A 21,052-nucleotide genomic window follows, 5' to 3' on the forward strand; every position below is an offset into this window, starting at 1 on the left:
GTGTTTCAATCCTGAAGCAATAACTCGCCGCGTACTGTCGACGGTCCGCCCACGCCGCTGATTGCGTGCACGGTGACAATCGCAGTCTTCGATGGCCACTTGAATGTTTTGCTGTCGCCGTTCGCCAACTCGTTACTGTCGAAGTACAGCGGCGTGCCGGATGGTTCACGCACTTGCAAACGCAGCTTTGCATCACCAGTGGTTTGTGCGGCCACGCGATACGTCTTGCCAACTTCCGGGCCTATCCATGCGAGTGGATGCAAGCCGCGTGATGAATAGTTGACTTGCGTGATGCGTGTGCTGGTCGCCGGGAAAACCACAGTCTGTTGCCATGTATCGAAATTACCGGCTGTAGTCCCAGCTTGCAATTGCCACGGGCCACGCATCGAAAGCAGATTGAATTTCTTTTCCTGCACCACAGGCTTTTCGTTACCGTCCACCCACGATTGCGCATTCACGACCTGACGCAAGGCAACACGCATGCGCTCCAGATCGTCGGCTACTGTCTTGTTCCAGCCACCCTTGTGCAAATCGAAACCTGCACCGTTTTCCACATAGATAAAAAATGGCGTGCCGAAATTACGGTCGACTACATATGCGCCATAGGTTTTCAAGGTTTCTGCGACCTTGCGTAAATCGGGATTAACGATTTTTTGCGTGTCATACGAAGGCGGCAGCATCACTAATGCACCCTCTGGAATTTTGCCGCTGTTCTCTTTTGCGGCGTTGGTATCGGCCGACGTCGCGGGGAAGATATAAGTCGGATTCGGCGACAAGGCATTGAAGGTCAGCGACATCGCCAGCGCGTGGCGATACATGGTGTCGCCATCATTGATCTCATGCTTGCGTATCAAACCAGCGGCTGTTGGCACGCCAGCGGCGCGCGAACCCTGGAAGTAATGCGCAGGATCGCCCCAACCGCGACCATCTATGCGCGTCCACGCATATTGCGCGGCCACCCATTGGCCATCGACTTTTTTCAACTGCCAGAATGAATGCACGATGCCGGTGACAGGATCGACGATATCTGCGTGACCATCGCTGGCACTTGCTGCGACGACATTCGATGGCCAACGCGGCACGGTTACATCATGAAAAGCTTCCGCATCCGGATCCCACAAACCTTTGGTCTTCGGCAAGCCAGTGACAGTCATCGGCGTATCGCCGGTATTTGCGAGGAATACACCAGTTGACCATTCACCACCTGCGACACCCGGCGAATAAGTCGATTTTGGAATCACGAAATCGCCGAAGCTGGGCGCAATCGGCCGACTATTCCAAGGTGAAGTAGCCGCAAACGGTTTTTGATACGTACCCCAGGCAGCCTGATTGATATTTGCGCTGGTTGATGCTTGGACGGATGTTTTGTTTGCCGCTTTCGCTGCAGTTGTCTCGGCAGCATTGACCGGCAACGCAATCGCCGCCGCCATCACAACTCCCGCTACTATTAACAACGACGATGAGCAAACACTATATTGATTCAATTTACTGCGCATATGTATATCCTTTTTCGGAGCTGGCTTGATGACTCAGGCTTCTTTCAACTTCAATTTCTTGATCAAACTCTTGCCGTTCGCCATCCACCAGTGTTCATAGTAAAAAGTTGACAGGTGCGCGAGCGCAAACAAAACGACGAACAGCAGAGGACGCTTCAGATACTTGACGATGACATCGCCACTTCCCAACCAGGTTCCGGCCAGTAATGGATGAATCACATACAGTGCATACGAGGTCGCGGCCAGATAAACCAGCACGCGGTTATTCAGCCACGGCGCCAGCGCGCGCGCGGGATGAAGGATGGTGCTGCCTATCAGCAAGGCAGCGAAATACGGCCGCAGATAATTCATGAAGCCGCCCTGCTCGTGGCAGGAAATCAATAGCAATATCACCAGCAGCGCTTGCGGAATTTTCTTCATCCATTCCAGCAAACGCGGGTTCAGACGCTGGTGATAAATCAATGCGAGCGTGCAACCGGCCAGAATTTCATCGATGCGGTAGTAACTTACGCTGGATGCATACACGCCGTCTGTTACGCGCAGCATGGTGAACAGGAAGGCGATCACCGGAATCGCCAACAAGCTGCGCACACCGAATAGCGCGTACATCAAGGCAATACCTACATAGAACTGCATCTCCAGACACAAGCTCCAGATGTGATCGGTCAAAGGCACCAGATGTTTAGGCGGCAAATTTGCGTAGAAAAAATAATGCGCAAACCATGTGTCCGACGACGCTCCAGCGATCGCCAATGCAATTAATAGATAAAGCCATGCGAGTGGGATGATGCGGAAAAAGCGGCGCACCAGAAAATCCAGCGTAGTCGGATTCTTCAGCAAGAAGGATGTGATCAGAAATCCGGATAGCGTAAAGAACAGCGACATTCCCAGCAAACCGAACATCGCGTTCAGTTGCAAAACCTTGGGCCCCATAGGCAGCAAGTGCGCAGCCAGCACACACAAAATACTGATCCCGCGCCAGCCATCCAGCACTTCCAGTCTGGGTATGGAAGTCATGGCTGCCTCGGCATGGAAGTGGAATGCAAATAAGGCTCAGCAGGTATGTGCGATGCATGACGTAAAGCAACGCGCGGCTTCTTGATCTGCGGCAGTTCACTGGCCGCTAATGCACAGCCGATACCAACGCTGAACCAGAAGTACCAATTGAACACCAGATAGCCGAAGATATTGTCCGACGACGACACCACCAGATAGGTGAACACCAGACTCAAGGTGACGAAGGCTGCCAGCTTGTCTATTTTCACCAGCGATTTCAACATCATCGCTACCCGCGCATACAGGAACAGGTAAGCGCTGAGGCCGAGTAGACCGGCATCAAAGAACCATTGCACATACACATTGTGCGCGCCCCAGTTCATGTGATTGGCCGCAGGGAAAAACGTTTGTGAATAATGGCGGAAGGCTTCCAGTCCATAACCAAAGACATAATGACCAGGACGCATCCACTGCAAGCCGCTTTCCCAAATCGACAAACGCCATGCAAACGAATTCAGCTTGGCGTAACCGACAGCGGCAGTACCACTACCCAGATCCATCAAACGATCGCGTATTTCGGGAATCATCAATGCAGCGACCGGCAACAGCATCAGGTAGAGCAAGTAACGGCGTTCGAACAGCAAGGCATAGGCGATGAAGACTATCATCAGCGCCAGCCATGCACTCCTGGTTTGCGTCAGTACCAGCAAGGCCAGCAGATAAAACATATATAGAGTCAGCACAATACGGCTGCCACTCTTCAAGGGCGCAACCTTGTCCTTGAGCACATACAGGATCAAGGGAATCATCAGTGTCAGGTAAAACGCAAAGATGTTTGGATGGGTAAATGTCGATTGCAGGCGGAAGCCTTCCGCGCCACCGGCAGCACCATTCAGGGCCACATCCACCAAGGCATACAGCGCAGGCACTACCGACGACCATAAAACCAGTTTGATGCAATGACGGAAATCCTTGCCCGAATGGACAAAGTAAAACGCAATCACGAACATCGCGAAGTAAGACAGCAAAGTCAGATAGGTACGGATCGCATCGCCTTTTTCCGGCGAAATCACGACACCGAACAAGGCCACCAGCAAGAACGGCACCCACGACAAGGTCATCTTTTTCGGCAAGCGCACCGGCTTTTCAAATACCAGCATGCAGGCCAGCATGATCACGCACAGATTGATCAAGCCGCCTACGCCGGTTTCATAACCGCCTATGGAAAAACGGGTGGATTCCAGAATCACATCGCCGGTAGACCTAAACAGAATAATCAGCGTCAACAGCAACAGGCGATTGAATATCAACAGAAAACCGAATACCAGAACCGCCGGTAATGCCAGCAGGCGCGCCAGCTTGTAATCCATCACATCGGTATAAAAAGGCACGATGATGCCCATCACCAAAGCCAGCACGATCACTGTCAATACCGCGTAGGCATCCGACGCAGCCGGTACCCAGCGCGCATGCACTTTGCTGCCGACGCCAGCGATAGACGATTCGGTTTGCATGGTTTTAGATCGCCAACTCTGCGTTCATTTCTCTGGCCACACTCATTTGAGGTTTGCCTGGGAAATGACGAATCAACCATGAACGTATCGCATTCCATTCGCCGGTTTCCGGTGCGTTGTTTGACTGAAAACGGAAGTAACGCCACAACAGGCGCGCATCCTGACGCGTGGTTGCCATTTTTCGAAACGCCAGTTCGCGCTCCAGTTCTTCCGAGGCCCCCAGACCGCGACGCAGGGTGTACGCCATCTGCTCAAAGGCATCGGAAAAATCGGTTTCGCCAGCGACATCGAAAAGTATGCCGCCGTGATTGCAGAACGGTGCCGGATCGAAATACGGCAAGCCATGCATGGTGCTGAACGAGCGCGCCAGATAACGCGAAATCGCCAGCGATACTTCTACCTGTTCACGGAAGCGCGTGGCGCTGACATTGCTGCCGTGCCAGCGATATTGAATCAATTCCGACGGTACATTCGTGCATTTTCCGAGTATCGCCAATTGGCCGAACATGAAGTAATCCTCGGCCAGCGCATTGACTTCCATACGCTTTTCAGCCGGCAGCACGTTCAGGAAGTCGACGCCGTAGCGCACACCCAGTTTTTTCACCGCCGTGAAATCCATCATCGCTGCAGGATGTGTAATCGGATTACGGAAAAAACTCGCGGCGGCGACACGATTACGACCTATAGGCATCTTGATGTTGCCAGTTATATCGCCTGCGCCATTGATGACTTCTGATTGCCCGCTGATCGCGATGCAATCAGGCTGACGCTTGAACGCAGCAAGGACTATCTCCATCCTGTCGACAAAGCACACGTCATCGGCGTCATGCCGCATCACATATTTGCAATCGCTGATATCGAGACCACGATTCAGCAGCCCGGCCAAGCCTTCCGCTTCCGGAAAGCTGTACACCTCGATACGCGGATCGCGCCTGTGATAATCCTCGGCCATTTCCAGACTGCCATCGGTCGAGCCATGATCGAGCACCAGCAAGCGCCAATCCTTGAAGGTCTGCGCGCAAATACTGTCCAGAGAAGCTGCCAGAAAATCGATACCGTTTTTGACCGGCAGTAATACATCTATCGTCGCCAAGAGTAGCTCCCTTATATTGCAGCAGCGTTAAGGCCGAAGCGTGTGTTTGCTGCAGCTATCGCTGCATTTGATTTTTGCAACATGACCAGCTCACTGTTGAGGGTCCATGCTTCTACGTAACGTGAATTTTTTCCGTAGCTGTTATCGAGCACGATATTTTTCTTGCGCAGCAGGCAAGCCAGAATGTGACCGTGCAGTCGATCGGTGACGATCAACTCATGTCGCGCGAAAAGTTGTGCCGCATCGGCGATCAGACGCCCCGAATACGCAATCCACAAACGCACCAGTATGCTGTTGGCCGACCATCCCAAACCGCGACGGTAGAAAGCGCCGATCGCACGGCGGAACAGATTGATCCGCACTTCGCGCGCACCGACAAATTCCGGCCAATCGGTTACCGTGGTCGAAACCATATTGCGCAAGCCGGATTGCTGCGTACTTTCATCATCGACGCGGCTGATGCGCAAACTGCCTGCCGAAGGTTCTGCACCCGCAACACGCATCGGGTACAACTGATGCGCCATATCTGGCAATAGATACACGTTATCCGTGAATTCCTGCGCCATCTGGTACGAGACTTGATCACGGACGCAGATATGTACGTCGGCATGCATGCGGAACAGCTGTGCCGACTGTTTCATCTTCTCTATCGAAGAGAAATGCAGAGATTGCGGCAGCACGATGATTCTGTTTTCCCTGTGGTTCTGCACTATGCGTTCGCGCAGCTCCTGAAAATAGGGATACAGATCACCAAAGTTGCCGCCACCGTGAAACACGATCACATCTTCCGGCGCGATCCAGCACGGGTCGTAGGCAAAGTAAGGGGCAATCAGCTTAGGCACCAGATCATGCTTGCGGAAAAAAGCCAGGGTGCCGTGCATGATCAGCAAATCGCCGACATTTCCATGCGTAGGAATATCCACGTAATGGAAAGGTGCGCAACCGATCAGATCCAGCAAGACTTCATGCCTGGCCATCAGTTCGACACTCAATTTCTCATGACGTGTGCGTTCCAGCTGCATCTCGGCCGTCATTTCCGCACTCGGATTTGCCTTCGGATTCAGCATGCTGTGTTCCACATTTCACTATTTCGCATTTCAATATTCCGCATCTCAATACTCCGCATTTCAGTATTCGTTGAGCACCGCGCCCACCACCATCACGCCGGCATGCTTCATTGAATCGACCAGATTGCCGATCGCGCCGGCATGGCTGATGTCCTTGCGCGCCACCACCAGTGCAGAGCCGGCGCGCGACGCGGCGGTCTGGCTATCTGCATAGTCGTAATCGGGCGGCGTATCGATCAGGATCACATCGAATTCATCCTTGAATTCGCGCAGCATGTTCGTGAAGGCGGGACGTCCCAGCAATTCCTGCGGGTTCGGCGGCGTCGCGCCACTAGGCAATATCGACAGATCGACCAGCGATGGGATCCGATGAATATCGGCCACGCCGCTGCGGCCGGAAAGTATCGATGACAGGCCGCTGCGATTTTCAATGCCGAATAATCTGTGCTGGCTGGGATTGCGCATATCCGCATCGATCAGCAAGGTGCGCTGACCCAATTGCGAAAACAGCACAGCCAGATTGGCAGCGATAAAACTGCGACCATCGCCGCGCTCGGCACTGGTGATCGCCATCGCCGAGCGCTGTTCGCTGGAGCCGAACCAGCGCATCACAAGCTGGCTGCGCAAGGCACGCAAGGCTTCTACCTGCTTGCTGAAGGGATCGTAGGCAGCAATGACTTCTTCGCTGACATTGCTTTGGCCGCGTATCAAATACGGATAGGAGAATTGATTCGACAGCGCGAAGTCGATATCGGCTGGTGTCAGCAAACCAAGCGCAATGCCGGCATCACCGAAACGTTGCCGACCTACGTGCTGTTCTTGCAAAATTCTTTGCGCTTCGTCTGCAGTCAGCCGACCGCTATCGATCAGGATGTTGCCGATCTGATTGCTGGTCAGACGCGGCGCGTGCTGATGATGCATTTTTGCCGCGTCCTGCAATTGATGAGTTGTCTTGATCATGATTTTTCCAATTCGCTTTTAAATCGAATGAATCGAACTAAATATGTTTCTGCACAGGCCATCAAGCCGGTGCCGTGCCACCCAGGCGACGCTGCGGTCTGTATCGCACCACGCGCGTTTTTTCAATCACACCCAGCAGAGGCAGGCCAAACAACTGCGTCAGGTCATCTGCCGAACGGACACGCTGATCCAGCAACTCCATCGCAATCGCAGCAGCGATGCCGAGGATGCTGCCGACCACTAGCGCCAGCAGCAGGTTTAACAACATGCGTGGGCCAGCTGGAGCACGCGGCACCGAAGCCGCAGTCAGTACCGAAATATCGGATTGCGTCGATTGACCTTCAAGATTGGTTTGCGTCAAACGCTGCGAAGCAGTTTCATACGCGCGCTTGGCGTTTTCCATTTCATTCGACAGCACACTCAATTCATCGCGTGCACTGTTGAGAGCCAGGACTTTTTCCTTTTGCGCATTCAATGCAGCACGCACTTCTGCTTCGCGTTGCTGCTGGATGCGGGCATTGCTGGCGACACCGGTCGAGGCCAGGTCGATTTGCTGATTCAGACTGGCACGCAGGTTATCGACTTCCGATTTGGCAGCGATGTACTGTGGGTGATTGACATTGAGTTTTGCCGAGGTATCCGCAAACTTGGCTTCGGCTTCCGACAATCTGGATTTGAGTGACTGGATCAAGGGATTAGCCAACACGTCAGGTGAACCGCCGGCGTTGCTTTTTACCTGACGCTGGCGCGATGCCGCTTCCATCGACAGCCCTTGCGCCACCACCAGCTGGCTGGACAACTCATTCAGTCGTGCGGTTTCGACATCTAGCTTGTTGTCGCTACTGAAGATGTTTTTTTCCTTCTGATAGGCGGACATCTTGTTTTGCGCGGTTTCGAATTTCTCACGCAGCACCTTGATCTGGTCGTTGATGTAACCGCTGGCCTTTTGCGCAGGAGCGACCTTCAAATCGACACTGACCTGTTGATAGGCGGCCGCGAATGCATTCGCAATCTTGGCGACATATTCAGCGTCATCGCCTTTGACGCTGACGTTCAGTACGCTACTGTCGCGCGCCGGTTCCACCGTCAGGTTGGCGCGCAAGCCATCGGACAACCAATCCTGTATCGTGGTTTCGCTATGATCCAGTTTTGCGAAGCGTGCTTTCACTGCAGGATCTTCGGCCAGCTTCAGGTCTTCAACTACTTTCAGTGCGACGACCTTACTTTTGACGATATCGACTTGTGTAGGCAGATAACCAGGTGTCAGTTGTACCGGCACATTCAGGCCGGTAACCGGATCGATACCCTTGTTGTTGAGCACCAGAGAAGTCGTTGCCTTGTAGGTCTTGGGCATCAGCAGGCTGACCGCGAAGGCGGCCACTACCGTTACGACCAGCAAGAGCAGAACGATCTTGTAACGTGCGCGCAAGGTGCGCAGAATTTGTGCAAGCGTCATATCAACTCCCGTTTCAGAACAGACTTTCTTTTACATAGACGATGTCGTCAGGTTTCAACAAGTCGTCATGCTTGACGCTGATGATTTGCAACACGCCATTGGCATCGCGGCGCTTGATGCGCACACCACGTTCAGTGCCGCGTGGACTCAGGCCACCACCGGTCGACAGTGCCTGTAGAACCATCATGTCGCGCTCCAGTTTGTAAGAACCTGGCTTGGTGACTTCACCGTAAATATAGAAGCGCGGTGCACGTTCAACGAACACAGAATCGCCTGCTGCCAGTTGACGATTTTTTGCAGGGTCGCCGGAACGCACCAGTTCCAGCATGTCGACTTTTTCCTTGGTGGTTTTACCGCCTTCGGTATGCGTGAGGATCACGGTATCGGCCGCCTCTGGATTGGCGCCACCAGCCATCGCCAGGATGTCGGTCAGGCTGCGCTTGCCATCCACCGGATAACGGCCAGGCTTGTTGACCTGACCCAGCACAGAAACCTGCTGGCTCTGCATTTCAGTGACCATCAGGTTGACTTGCGGCTTGCGGACGAAGCCGCCTTTGTCCAGCATATCGGCAATCTTTTTTTCAGCCTGATTCGACGACAAGCCGCCGACCTTGACTTCGCCTACCAAGGGATAGGAAATACTGCCGGCTTCGCTGACACGGGTTTCCAGCGTCAGGTCCGGTTGGCCGAAGACGGTGATCTTCAACACGTCGCCAGGCCCCAAGGGCACATCGGCTGCGCTTGCCCAACTACCGACTGTCACCATCAGTATCATCAGCATTGCGTGTTTGATTTTTTTCATTGTTCTCTCCATTGCTTGAATTTCCGTATTGCAGATCTTGTTATCAACAAGTCTTTAATCTGAGTTTTAGTACGCGTTATCGCGCTTGAGGACGACGCCTACCGTGCGGGCTATGATCCAGAGATCGAGTGCCAGCGACCAGCGCCGCAGGTAATCAAGGTCGTAGGCAATCCGCGCTTCCATCTTGTCCAGCGTGTCGGTCTCACCGCGAAAGCCATTCACCTGCGCCCAGCCGGTAATGCCGGGACGTACTTTGTGGCGCAACATGTAACCCTTGATCTGCTTTCGATACAGTTCGTTATGTGCGATCGCATGCGGCCGCGGGCCGACTATGCTCATGCGGCCTTGCAATACATTGAAAAACTGCGGCAGCTCATCCAGCGAAGTACGGCGTAAAAATGCACCAACACGCGTCACGCGTTGATCGTCCTTGGTCGCCTGCACTACACGTGCGCCGTCTTCGCAAACCGTCATGGAACGGAATTTGTAGACGATGATTTCTTCACCATCGAGGCCGTAACGACGCTGGCGGAAAATCACCGGTCCCGGCGATGTCATCTTGATGGCGATCGCTATGCCCAGCATCACAGGCAACAGCATGATTTGAATCAGCAGTGCCAGCACAAAATCGCTACCGCGCTTGATCATGCTATTGATCCCGGTAAACGGCGATTCGCAAATCGCCACCACCGGCAAACCGGCCACGCTATCGAAACGCGCCTGTATCAAATCAAAGACATAGATATCCGGCAAAAAATAAATCGATGCCGTGGTGTCCTGCAATTCATTCAGCAACTTGCGTATGCGCGGTTGCGCAGAGATAGGCTGGCTGATGAAAATCGTATTGACGTTGTGCTTGCGCACATAGGCAGGAATATCGGACATGCTGCCCAGCAAAGTAACTTGCTGATCTGCCGGGTGACGCGAAACATCTCTATCGTCAAAGAAGCCGCTGACTTCCATGCGCAAATCCGGATTTTCATCGACGCGCTCTGCCAGTTTTACGCTTAACTCATTCACACCAACCAGCACTACCGAACGCACATTTGTCCTGCTTAAGCCAATTCCTATTTTTTGCAAAACGATCTGAGCTGCCAACAACACAGGGGGCGTGATTGCCAGCCAGATCAAGATTTCTCGCTGCCGGAACAAGCCGGCCAGGCCCGCCACATAAGAAAAGAAAAACAGCAACGCAACCGTCGCCAGCCATGCGCCGACTATCGATTTAGCCAGCGTCAGAAAATTGCTGGAAGAAGCATCGCGCCACGGGTCGCTCCAGCCGAACACGGTAGAACTAATAAAGAATGTCAGGATCGCCAGCACCACATGATTGGCACTGAAAGGATGACCGGATATCACCATCAGCAGATACAGCAAGCCAATCGCGATCAAGGGATCCAGCAGGCGTCTGTAAAATCTACGCGCAGGTATATCCGCCGGGTATTTGATTTGGCTGATGTCAGAATTCATAGCGAGTAGTGAGCAATGCGCCATTAGTCTTGTACGTGGCTGAGGCGACGTTGGAATCCAGAGTGGTCCGGTAGACAGATGCACGGATACGCCAATGCAAGGTTGGCTTGTAGGTCAAGCCTATGACTGCGTTGTTATAGCGATCGTCACGATTCGATGGTGCGATGCCGGCTATCACCGCGACACCGTTGTAATCACGCTTCTCGGTCAAGATCAAACCGTCGACGCTGATCTTGCTGGTGGCATCCCAGGTTGATCCAAGGCTAACGCCTTGATTGCGTGCGTAGTTGGCAGCCAAGTCGTCGGTAGCACCAAGTTCGCGCCATACGCCGAGAGAAAATGCCGTCTTGCCGGTCGCTTTCCAGTAAGCAGTCAGGCGTGCGCTTGGCACACTAGAATCGCGTTGCGGATTCGATGCGTATTCGCGTTTGGCCCAACCACCGAGAAACTGCAAATAGGTTTTGCCGGTGAGTTGCCAATCGACCTTGCCCTTCAATTCATTTTGTTCATAGGAGTTGATATCCGCGTACGGATAATCACCTTCAATATGACGTGCAACCAGACCAATCTTGTTACCGCTTTTTGCCAGATAGTCGATCCCGATATCCGTCATATCCAGCTTGCGTTCGGAAGGATTTTGCGCTTGCGTGTCATAGCGCAGATCGAAGCGATTGTAGGCGGCGTTCAGTTGCCAGCTTGGATGGAAGCGCCAGCTGCCATCGACATAATTCTTTTGCTGGATCCGCATGCTGCGCTCAAGACCCTTGTAATCATCAAATGGCGTCAGGTCATCCGAATAACTGGTGCCGACGTTACCGGAGAATTGATTGCCCAAGGCCCACTTCCAGTTCGCGAGCAAATCCTTGCCGTCGTTATCGTACTGACCGAAATTATCGTAATTGGATTGATTGGCAGAGAGATCAGCAGTGATTCTCTGCCGGCCAAGCTCCTTGTCCATGCGTATACCAACCGCGGCACGCGTCCATCTATCGCTTTGTGCTGCAGGCTCAGGCAAGCGTAATAAATTGGCGTCGTAATAAACGCCATACGTGACATACGGTGTGAAGGTATCGCCGTCAATCGCGCTGGCAGGAGCGCAAGTCAGCGCACCTGCAATCATCACGACAGGCATGACTGCAAAATGAGCATACGGGCCTGAGCCAGATTTCTTGCGTTGATAAGTCATGATGAACACTCACAAACTATCGAGGAAACGAAAGCGATTTCCGTTGATACTCAGTTCAACGCACCCTACGGTACTGCGTTTGCAGTCACTGCTTTTTTTGATAGCCATCATTTTTCCCGTTCCCAATTGCTGTTGCGATCGCTGAAAAAATTCGTAGCAGTTCTTGTGAAGTGAAGCGCTCTACGAATTCACACACGATCAACAATTTTTCTTGCAAGGCGCGATCGACAAACCGATCTCGTAAAATTTTATTGTTGATGTATTGATATGAAGTGGCGGTATGAGAAGCAGCCGCATGGATTAGTTCCGCAACAAAAAATTCAGAACGACATGAGAAAAATAAAATTATTACTACTCAGAATTTATCTGCAGACACGAGCGAAATTTGATTCGCTTGAAGAGTCAGAACAACAGGAAATAATTTTGTAGGAAAGGAGGAAGCGTCGGAACAAGGCCATCGCGCTATCTAGTTGAAGCCAAAGGAAATTTAAAAAATACGCGACGTGAGCCTTGTAGGTGTCTGATTAAATTTTAATCAGCACGTTATTGACCTGCGCTATATCCAGATATAGATATGCACGCGCTGCTCATCAGCACACGGTTACAAAAAATTACAAATGCACAGCAGGATTTTTATGACGATGGGATGACATCACTGATCCGATTGACGAATAAAATCGATAGCGAGTGCATGAATGATGCTGAAGAAAACTACCTGAAGAGGATGAAGCTATTACTGTCTGATTATTTTTTAAGCAGCTTCTTGCAGATGAATTTCCATTCATCGACAGTAACCGGTGTGATCGACAGCCGACTGCCTTTTTGCAGAACTACCATATCGGCCAGTTCCGGCGTTTGGCGCAATTCTGAAAGCGGCACCAGACGCGTCTTTTCGCGGATACGTACATCGACCAGCATCCAGCGCGGCGTTTCTTGCGTGGCTTTTGCGTCGAAATAATGACTGGCCGGATCGAATTGTGTTTCGTCAGGATACGGCGTACTCGCCACTTCCGCCAAACCGGCGATCCCGGGTTCGGCACAACTGGAGTGATAGAAGAGCACACCATCGCCCACCGTCATCGCATCGCGCATGAAATTACGCGCCTGATAATTGCGCACCCCCGTCCATGCCACCGTGTGATTCGGTGCAGCCAGTGCATCGTCGATGCTGACTTCGCCAGGTTCGGATTTCATAAGCCAGTAGCGCATAAGCTTGATCGGGAAATGAAAGGAGCAATGGGGGATGAAACGCTGCGCCAATTATTACAGAAAAAAGGCAAGTAATCGTGCGAACGATGCACAGTGTAAAAACTACAAACGCGTTAGACATAAAAAAACGGCTGCATTTTCATGCAACCGTTTATACATCTAGTCCCGCCAGTGCCGCTTTGCCGGCATCCTGAACCAAGAGGTTCAAGTTGGCCACAGTTAGTTCAACTTCGGGTTCATCGAGCTAGCGACGCGCACTCCCATCGAACAAAATTCCGCAGCCGCTGCGCATAAATGGTTCAAGGAATTATGGCAATGGCGAACACGGCAGGAGCGCTTAGTTTACTCCAAACCGACTGCGAGTAGAAGAATTTAAAACAGTTTTTCTTGCGGTGCGAGTGCGTTATCGAGTGTCTCGTGCATCGCAGCGATAGATTGCTTGACCTCGGACATCGTCATATCGGACAACGGGCCTTCCGGCGACTTGGTTGCCAGCAACTCTGCAGTCACGCCCAGCGCAGCCATTACGGCGATACGATCATTACCCTTCAACTTGCCGGCATCGCGAATCCCGCACATTTTTGCATCGAGGTAAGCGACCGCTTCCTGCAAGGCGCCCTCTTCACCTTCCTTGCACGCCAGTTTGTAGGACTGCCCCATGATCGATACGTCGAGCTGGATCATGCTGCTTCCTCATCTTGTTCTGGTGTTGGAATACTTTCGAGCAGGGCTGCGACACGTTCGTGTGCTTCTTGCATGCGGCGCGCCAATTCTGCGTTCTCGGCAGCGAGCGCCGCCGATTTAAGACGCAAATCTGCATTTTCGCTGCGCAAGGCTTGCGTCAATTCAGCCAGCTGGCTGATTTTTTCGGAAAGTTTATGGAAGTCGGAAATCATCCCGCCACTATAGTGGCGCATGTTAATCGCAGTCAATAGATAGCGTGGGCAGAGCACGCGTTTTTCACTGTGGACTACAAATTTAAGGGGCGCTGTGTATCAATAAGGACAGGATCATCTGCTTCCTTGCCAAAATTACACGCGAATTCAAAGCAAAAAGAGCCCTCTTTACATTTCTGTCAAACGCCCATCGACCGTAATCAGGCCGCTACGAATACGCACATCCGGGAATACCTGTTGTGCTGCGGCGCGATAACGTTCAAGTTGAGTCGCATATTCTGAGCGTTCGTTATCAAACAGATTGCGCTTGTAATCCAGTATCCATAACTCTTCATCGAACATCACGACACGATCGAAGCGCGCAACACCGGCGCTGGTCTGCACTTCCATCTCGTTACGTGCGAAGCGATGCTGCGCAGGATCGAAGAAATGCGCCAACTCCGCTTTACCCAGAATGGTCGCCGCCTGCGCGCTGATGGCGATAGCCATCTCGTGCGAACACGGCAACCATCTGGCGATCTGTTCCGGCGCATGCATAACGATCGGCCACTCGTGCGATGGCGTCAGCCGCTCCATCAATGCGTGCAGCGCAATCCCTTCTTCGATTTCCGCGCTGGAAAAAGCTGCTGCCAATTCTGCTTGTGGAGCAGGCAAAGCTGGCGGATTAAATATAGCCAGTGAAAATTCAGCCTCTTGCGTCGTGGTGTATGCCGGCAATACGTCATCCAGCTGTATCTGCTGCGCACCCTGGAAGCGCGAATACCAGCGTCCTTCTGCCACGCCATTCGCTGTCGAGCTACGCGGATCGGCCACACCACTGACGATCAACAACTTCTTCGCACGCGTGGCAGCGACGTACAACAGATTCCAGTCTTCCTGCACTTTCAGTTTTTCTTCTTCGGCGAACAATGCATCGCGCGCCGCGCCGCGTTCAGACTGACGGCCGAATACAGAGAAATGAACAGGTGCATCTTGATCCTGCGGCCATTCGCACAGCACGCCGACATCGTCGCGCGCGCCATCGCTGTGATTCGCATCCAGCAAAACGACGATGGGCGCTTCCAGCCCTTTCGCGCCATGTATCGTCAAAATGCGCACCGCATCCATCGCAGCATCGATATCGGCTTCATCCGGCGCATCGCTGTCAGCGGATTTTTGCAGGCGACGCAAGGCATCGATGAATTTTGGCAAACTCGGATAACGCCCTGCATCCAGATTCAAAGCCAGTTCGGTGAATGCTTCTATATTGCCCAAGACCTGGCCACGCACTAGTGGCGATGCGGTTTGCGCATAACGTGCGATCACATCGCCGTCGTGCAAAATCCGATCGAGCAAATCATGCACTGGCAAACTTGGCGCCAACTGCAACCATTTATCCAGCAAGCGGACTGCGCGCTGCAATGCCGGCGAAATGTCAGTTGAAGTATCTGCCTGTGAGCTTTGATGCAGGCGCGACCACCACGTTCTTTCCGGCCGCAAAGCCAGCGCAATCAAATCTTCATCGCTGGCACCCATGATCGACGATTTGAGTACATGCGCCAGCGCCAGATTGTCATGCGGTGTGATCAGGAAAGTCAGCAAGGCAATCAGGTCGGCAACTTCCAGCGACTCCAGCAAACCGCCGCGCTTGTCCGATGCAAATGGAATACCGGCTTCCCGCAGCGCTGATTCGTAAGCGCGCAAATGCGTACGCTTCTTGACCAGCAACATCACATCCGACCAGCGCTCGCTTTTCAATTCAGTGCGTGCTTGCAGGATTGCCTGCGCCACTGCATGACCTTCTTCCAGTCTACGCGCGTCTTCTTCTTCCTCGCGTGGCGTAGTCAAGGGATCGCGCAATTGCGCGGGCGTCCACACGACTTTTTCAGTTTTCTCTTGCTGCACCAAGGGCAATTGCCAGACCGCGCCGCGTTCGTTTTCCAGCGTCGTTTGCGCCTGATAAATCGGGTTCGCTACAAAACTCGCGTTCATCACTTCAACGATTGCCAGCGCATTACGCCGCGTCTGATTGGTACGCAGGAAATCTGCACCTTGCACCATCAAGCTTTCTTTTGCGGCAGAAAATACGCGCGGTTCAGCGCGACGGAAGCGATAGATCGATTGCTTGGGATCGCCGACCACGAACATGCTCGGCTTGTCGGCATCGTCGCCATACGCGTTCAGCCACGCCTGCACGATGCTCCATTGCAGCGGATTGGTATCCTGAAATTCATCCAGCAAGACATGGCGGTAACGCGCATCGAGACGACTCTGCAAATACGCCGCATGCTCTTCATTTGTCAACAAGCGATACGCCTGCCACTCAAGATCGGCGAAATCGAATACGCGCTGCTCGGCCTTCACGCCCTGATAGCTTTCCAGATACGCCGCACCAACTGTAAACAAGGCGCGATTCAACGCAATGACTTGCGGTTCCATGCTGCGTCGCAAAACTGTTTTCAGCGCATCGCCTACGCTTTCAAACTCGACTTCGAATGCATATACGCCATCTTCGCCTAAATTTTCCAGCAAGGCCTTGGTCAAATCCTTGGTTGCGCGATTCTTGCGGAACTTGCCGCTGCCGTCGAAGAATTCATTTGTTAGTGCTGCGAAATTCTCCAGCGAAGCACCGTCGCTCAGCGCTTTCTCTATCGCAGTCGCACGCTCCTGATTGACGGCGGTTCCTTTACCTAGCAGCCACGCAATTTGCCCTATGCGAGCGACAAATTTCTTGTCGTTCCACAAAGACAGTCGCGCATCAAATTCGCCGTCTTCGCCACACAATTTTGTCAACCAATCGATAGGTTCGCCACCTTGCACTGACGCCCACCATTCGGCACGTTTCGCGATGAATGCATTCAACAGATTGCGCGTATTCCAGTCGCCAACTTGCGCATATAAGGTGATCAGCGCTTGTTTCACTTCGTGATTGTCGGCCTCATTCACCGCTTGCATGAAGCGACTGTAAGCATCGGACAGCAATTCGCCGGTCGCTTCGGTCAATGTATAACCATGTGGCACGCCGGAAGCCAGCGGTGCAATTTGAATCAGGCGCGCGAACCAGCTGTGAAAGGTATCGATGGATAAGGATTGAGGACTGCGCAAGACACGTTCGTACAGAGCACGTGCAACTGGCAGCATCGCAGCCAATTCATGTTCCGCCACGCCGCGTTCGCGCAATAGCTGCAGCACTTCCGCATCCGGTTTCAAGCTCAACTCATGCAGCAACTCCATCAAACGCTCGCGCATTTCCTGCGCAGCCTTGCGGGTAAATGTGATCGCCAAAATTGCTGCAGGCTCGGTGCCTGACAAGAGCAAACGTAATACGCGCGCTACCAGCAACCAGGTCTTGCCGCTACCGGCGCAGGCTTCGACAACAACAGAACGCGATGGATCGCAGGCAATGGCAACGAAACGTGCGGCATCAGCGTGCGCGCCATTGATTTCATAGGCACGCGGCGCCATTGTCGGGTTGGTTTCTGCGCTGTTGTTCATACTTGGTGTAGTTTCATCCATAGTCATTACCACGCGCCCTTGCGGCACAAACCACGTACGTCGCAATACTGGCAAACCGGTTCCGGCCCGGTCGCAGGCAAAGGCGCACCTTCTGCAATTGCCTGCATGTTATGCACGATTTGTTCAGCCAAGGTTTGCTGCCATGTTTCAAATTGTGGCGCTTCGACTTCCTTGATTTTGTCCTTGCTGGCTTCCAGTGGAATATACAAAGCAGCGCTCAAAGGTGTGTCGGATAACAAACCGTAAAACGGCAACTGATGATCTTCGCCATGTTTGAGCTTGTCGCGCAGCGCAAGTTGGTTCGTACTTTTGTAATCAAGGACTACGCGTTCGCCATTTTCGTTTTCATCCATGCGATCGACGCGACCATGCAGGATGACTTCACCATCAACCCAACATAAAACTTTTTCGAATTTTTCTTCACCGAGGACAAAGTGCCAGCCTTGACTCTCACGTTCGCTTATCCATTCCAGATAAGCCGGCATGGCTTTTTGCCAGCGCGCGTAATAGCCAAGTGCTGCAGCACTTTTATCGAGTTCATGCGCAAAGACTTGATCCGAAATTTTCTGCAACAACGCGGCTCGTTCGCTGGATGGTACTGAACCAGCCTGATGAAACTGCGCAAGGATTTGATGCAACCAATCGCCATAATCGCGCTTCTCCGGCATATCAGACAATTCATCGATGCCTGACAAACCGAGCATGCGCGTTGCGAAAAATTGATAGGGACAAGCAACCAGACTGTTGTAGCCGCTGGCCGATAATTTCTTCGGCAAGAGTTGAGCTGCGCTTGGAGCTGGCATGACTGCAGCTGAAGCTTGCAATGTCCGCGGCGCAATTTGCACATCGTGTCTGGCGATGGGTGCGGCACCCGCGCGTGCCAAACATAATTCCAAACGTTCTATCCACGGACTGACAGGATTCGGCTCACCATTTTTATGTGCCTGCCAGGACATCACCACGCAATCGTTGGACGACAATAATTCGGTGACATCACGCAATTGCTGCCGTTGTCGGCTTTCACGCGTAGCGAGCCCAAGCTCGCGGCGCACGACGTTGGCGAAGAACAGCGTTTCTGTTGGTTGCGATGGCAAATGCTCGGCATCCGCACCGACCATCAACACTGCATCGAAGGCGCGCAAACGTGCGCCATTCAAAGGCAGCATGACGACGCGTTTATCGAGATTGAGTTGCACGAAGGCTTTTGCTTCCAGTTGCAGATTCAGGAAAGCGCGCCATTCGGAAAACGAAAAGGTATGCCCGACCTGTACACAATCCTGCGAAATATCCTGCAATAGCTGTATCAGTTGTGAGCCGGCAGCATCGACCTGCAAAGCCGCACGCATGCCGATTGCATCCAGTGTTTGATTGGTCGCAGTGATCCAATTGCATAAAGTTTTGCGGCCGGCAAAACCACTGGCCTGTTGCGCCAGCAAATTGATCATTCTTTGCGCCTGCGGAATCGCGGTCAATGCGTTGGCAGCCGCGTCCCAGCCGCTCAATACATTGGCGCGGCGCAAGGCCACTTCGCTTTGCATCACCAGGTCAGCTTTGTCTTCCAGTGCGGCGAAGACAAATGGCGATTTCAAAAAATCCAGCAAGCCGACAGTTTCGGCACGCGCCGCAACCAGCTCCAGCCAGGCAGCGATGGCAGACGCCGCGCGCGTGGTGGATAACTTCCAGCCGGTTTCATCTGCCACCACAATTTGCGCACGCTCCAGCAATGCGCGTATGCGGCGTGCAACGACGCGATCCTGCGCGACGATGGCGAGATTGGTTTTGCCTTCTTGCAGCCAATCGATAATGGTTTGTGCACCAGCCTTGGCTTCGGCTTCCAGGTTTTGTGCTGCATATAGTTTCAATGCTGCTGGCGTCGCAACATTCAAGCTATCTGGCAAATCATCAAAAAACGGTTCTGGAATATCGTCAGCGATCAACATTTCCGGCCAGGCGGCGGCGTATGTACTATTAATAGTATCTGTGCGCCAATCCAGCTTGATGACAGCCAGCGATTGCCGTGCGCCGTAGGCATCCAGAAAAGCCTGCTCCATCGCATCCGGTTCCACCGGGCTGATCCAGAACAAGGGTAAATGCGCCTGCTGCGCGATGCGCATCATTTGTGCGTAACGCGTGACGATCGCATCGTTGGCATCGAGCTGACTCTTCCAGATCGTCCACACTAGTTGCGTTTCATCCGAAAGCAGATTGCGTGCGACTGGCGACAATTGCTCCAGCGCGGCCTGCCAGCGCGCATCGGCGGCAGCCGGCGACGCTTTCAACGATGGCAGCATCGCTTGCGTCAATTCATCGGACAGCGCGAGCAAAATTTCCGCCAGCGGCAGTAAATCGGTATTGCGCCGCGCACTGAATAATTTTTTCAGCCACGCATGCTGTCGCAAATCTGCATACAAGGACATCAAACGTTCACTTGCAGCAGTTGCGGAGACGCCCTCGACTGGTGGCAGCAGACGTATATATTCAGACAAACTCGTAATCGTCGGCGGGATGAAAGCACCGTCTATCTGGCGTGCCAGGGCCGACTTTAATAACTGTATGTGCGCAAAGGTCGATACCACTACACGCACGACCGACAGATCATTCGCGGCCAGATTACCGGCTTCTGCCATCTGCGCGCGCAGCTCGCTTTGCAACAATGCGCGCGCGGCATCATCCCAAAAGGTTGCGGAAGGCGGAATCAGGACGGTGGCGCTAGACGGCATCAGGGTGGTGGTGTGAGGTAACAAGACAGGGAAAACCTGTGTGCAGGGCTATCAGTTTTGCATTTTATGCGAGCCAGCGTGAAATTTTATGAGCAATGCCACACTTTTTATAAAATAGGTTATGATTTGGCCAGACCCCGCCTGATTACCTCTTGCCGCACCTTCAAAACTTGAATTAAATCGCAACGTCTCCATCTTCGTTTCAGTACCCGGAGGCGCTGCAGGAAAATACCGACAAGAACGGTTGTCACCAAGGCGCTGATTTATTCTATTCTCCTCAAACTGAGGCATACATGAGCGAAAACATCAAACATATTACCGACGCGTCTTTTGATACAGACGTATTGAAATCCGACACACCTGTTCTGGTCGACTTCTGGGCAGAGTGGTGCGGTCCGTGCAAAATGATTGCACCGATCCTGGAAGACGTCGCCAAGGAATACGCTGGCAAGATTCAGATCGCTAAAATGGACGTGGATGCGAATCAGGCTGTTCCAGCCAAATTCGGCATTCGTGGCATTCCTACGTTGATTCTGTTCAAGAACGGCGCACCTGCAGCGCAAAAAGTCGGCGCATTGGCAAAAGGTCAGTTGACCGCCTTCATCGACAGCAACATCTGATATAGAAAATTGCAGCGATGCGCCCGCATCGCTGCATTATGATTACAGCACCCACTTATTACAGCACGTACT

Annotated in this window: 16 protein-coding genes and 1 other RNA gene; 1 reads left to right on the top strand and 16 read right to left on the bottom strand. The window is 52.8% G+C overall.

Annotated elements, in window-relative coordinates:
- Positions 1 to 5: 5 nt before the first annotated feature.
- The 16 genes from Hfont_RS14130 to Hfont_RS14210 form a co-directional block, all read right to left on the bottom strand.
- Complete coding sequence (locus tag Hfont_RS14130) at positions 6 to 1,496, bottom strand: Atrophin-1 multi-domain protein (protein ID WP_241523134.1); 1,491 nt, start codon at positions 1,494 to 1,496, stop codon at positions 6 to 8.
- A 33-nt stretch (positions 1,497 to 1,529) separates the two neighbouring features.
- Positions 1,530 to 2,513: an acyltransferase family protein gene (locus tag Hfont_RS14135; RefSeq protein WP_112993064.1), complete on the bottom strand. Its 984-nt coding sequence runs from the start codon at positions 2,511 to 2,513 to the stop codon at positions 1,530 to 1,532.
- Positions 2,510 to 4,006, bottom strand: coding sequence for an O-antigen ligase family protein (locus Hfont_RS14140; protein ID WP_112993065.1), 1,497 nt, complete (start codon positions 4,004 to 4,006; stop codon positions 2,510 to 2,512). Before Hfont_RS14140 ends, Hfont_RS14135 begins: the two co-directional genes overlap by 4 nt.
- 4 nt (positions 4,007 to 4,010) lie before the next feature.
- Complete coding sequence (locus Hfont_RS14145; protein ID WP_112993066.1) at positions 4,011 to 5,099, bottom strand: glycosyltransferase family A protein; 1,089 nt, start codon at positions 5,097 to 5,099, stop codon at positions 4,011 to 4,013.
- 11 nt (positions 5,100 to 5,110) lie between these two features.
- On the bottom strand, positions 5,111 to 6,166 hold the full coding sequence (locus tag Hfont_RS14150; RefSeq protein WP_241523135.1) for a polysaccharide pyruvyl transferase family protein: 1,056 nt from the start codon (positions 6,164 to 6,166) through the stop codon (positions 5,111 to 5,113).
- Between the two features lie 60 nt (positions 6,167 to 6,226).
- The gene (gene epsG / locus Hfont_RS14155) at positions 6,227 to 7,126 is read right to left on the bottom strand and encodes a chain length determinant protein tyrosine kinase EpsG (protein WP_112993067.1); all 900 of its coding nucleotides are present in this window, start codon (positions 7,124 to 7,126) and stop codon (positions 6,227 to 6,229) included.
- Positions 7,127 to 7,187: 61 nt separating this feature from the next.
- Positions 7,188 to 8,582: a chain length determinant protein EpsF gene (epsF, locus tag Hfont_RS14160; RefSeq protein ID WP_112993068.1), complete on the bottom strand. Its 1,395-nt coding sequence runs from the start codon at positions 8,580 to 8,582 to the stop codon at positions 7,188 to 7,190.
- Positions 8,583 to 8,595: 13 nt separating this feature from the next.
- Positions 8,596 to 9,384, bottom strand: a complete 789-nt coding sequence (epsE, locus tag Hfont_RS14165) for a polysaccharide export protein EpsE (protein WP_112993069.1) — start codon at positions 9,382 to 9,384, stop codon at positions 8,596 to 8,598.
- Between the two features lie 66 nt (positions 9,385 to 9,450).
- Positions 9,451 to 10,854, bottom strand: a complete 1,404-nt coding sequence (locus tag Hfont_RS14170) for an undecaprenyl-phosphate glucose phosphotransferase (protein WP_112993070.1) — start codon at positions 10,852 to 10,854, stop codon at positions 9,451 to 9,453.
- The gene (gene epsL, locus Hfont_RS14175) at positions 10,844 to 12,040 is read right to left on the bottom strand and encodes an XrtB/PEP-CTERM-associated polysaccharide biosynthesis outer membrane protein EpsL (RefSeq protein WP_241523136.1); all 1,197 of its coding nucleotides are present in this window, start codon (positions 12,038 to 12,040) and stop codon (positions 10,844 to 10,846) included. The genes Hfont_RS14170 and epsL overlap by 11 nt, the downstream gene beginning before the upstream one ends.
- Before the next feature lie 744 nt (positions 12,041 to 12,784).
- Positions 12,785 to 13,249, bottom strand: a complete 465-nt coding sequence (locus Hfont_RS14185; RefSeq protein ID WP_112993072.1) for an EVE domain-containing protein — start codon at positions 13,247 to 13,249, stop codon at positions 12,785 to 12,787.
- Between the two features lie 158 nt (positions 13,250 to 13,407).
- A non-coding RNA gene (ssrS, locus tag Hfont_RS14190) (6S RNA) lies at positions 13,408 to 13,586 on the bottom strand.
- 35 nt (positions 13,587 to 13,621) lie between these two features.
- Positions 13,622 to 13,933, bottom strand: coding sequence for a cell division protein ZapA (locus Hfont_RS14195; RefSeq protein ID WP_112993073.1), 312 nt, complete (start codon positions 13,931 to 13,933; stop codon positions 13,622 to 13,624).
- Positions 13,930 to 14,145 carry a DUF904 domain-containing protein gene (locus Hfont_RS14200; RefSeq protein ID WP_112993074.1) on the bottom strand — a complete coding sequence of 72 codons (216 nt, stop codon included), beginning with the start codon at positions 14,143 to 14,145 and terminating at the stop codon, positions 13,930 to 13,932. The genes Hfont_RS14195 and Hfont_RS14200 overlap by 4 nt, the downstream gene beginning before the upstream one ends.
- 168 nt (positions 14,146 to 14,313) lie before the next feature.
- Positions 14,314 to 17,640, bottom strand: a complete 3,327-nt coding sequence (locus Hfont_RS14205) for a UvrD-helicase domain-containing protein (RefSeq protein ID WP_241523149.1) — start codon at positions 17,638 to 17,640, stop codon at positions 14,314 to 14,316.
- A 5-nt stretch (positions 17,641 to 17,645) separates the two neighbouring features.
- Entirely contained in the window at positions 17,646 to 20,360 is a 2,715-nt protein-coding gene (locus Hfont_RS14210) for a PD-(D/E)XK nuclease family protein (RefSeq protein ID WP_112993075.1), read from the bottom strand.
- 293 nt (positions 20,361 to 20,653) lie between these two features.
- On the opposite strand from Hfont_RS14210, the gene trxA reads away from it, so the two are divergent.
- Positions 20,654 to 20,980, top strand: a complete 327-nt coding sequence (trxA, locus tag Hfont_RS14215; RefSeq protein ID WP_112993076.1) for a thioredoxin TrxA — start codon at positions 20,654 to 20,656, stop codon at positions 20,978 to 20,980.
- The last annotated feature ends 72 nt before the right edge of the window (positions 20,981 to 21,052 follow it).

This window comes from Herminiimonas fonticola (assembly GCF_003293745.1).
GTDB lineage: Bacteria > Pseudomonadota > Gammaproteobacteria > Burkholderiales > Burkholderiaceae_D > Oxalicibacterium > Oxalicibacterium fonticola.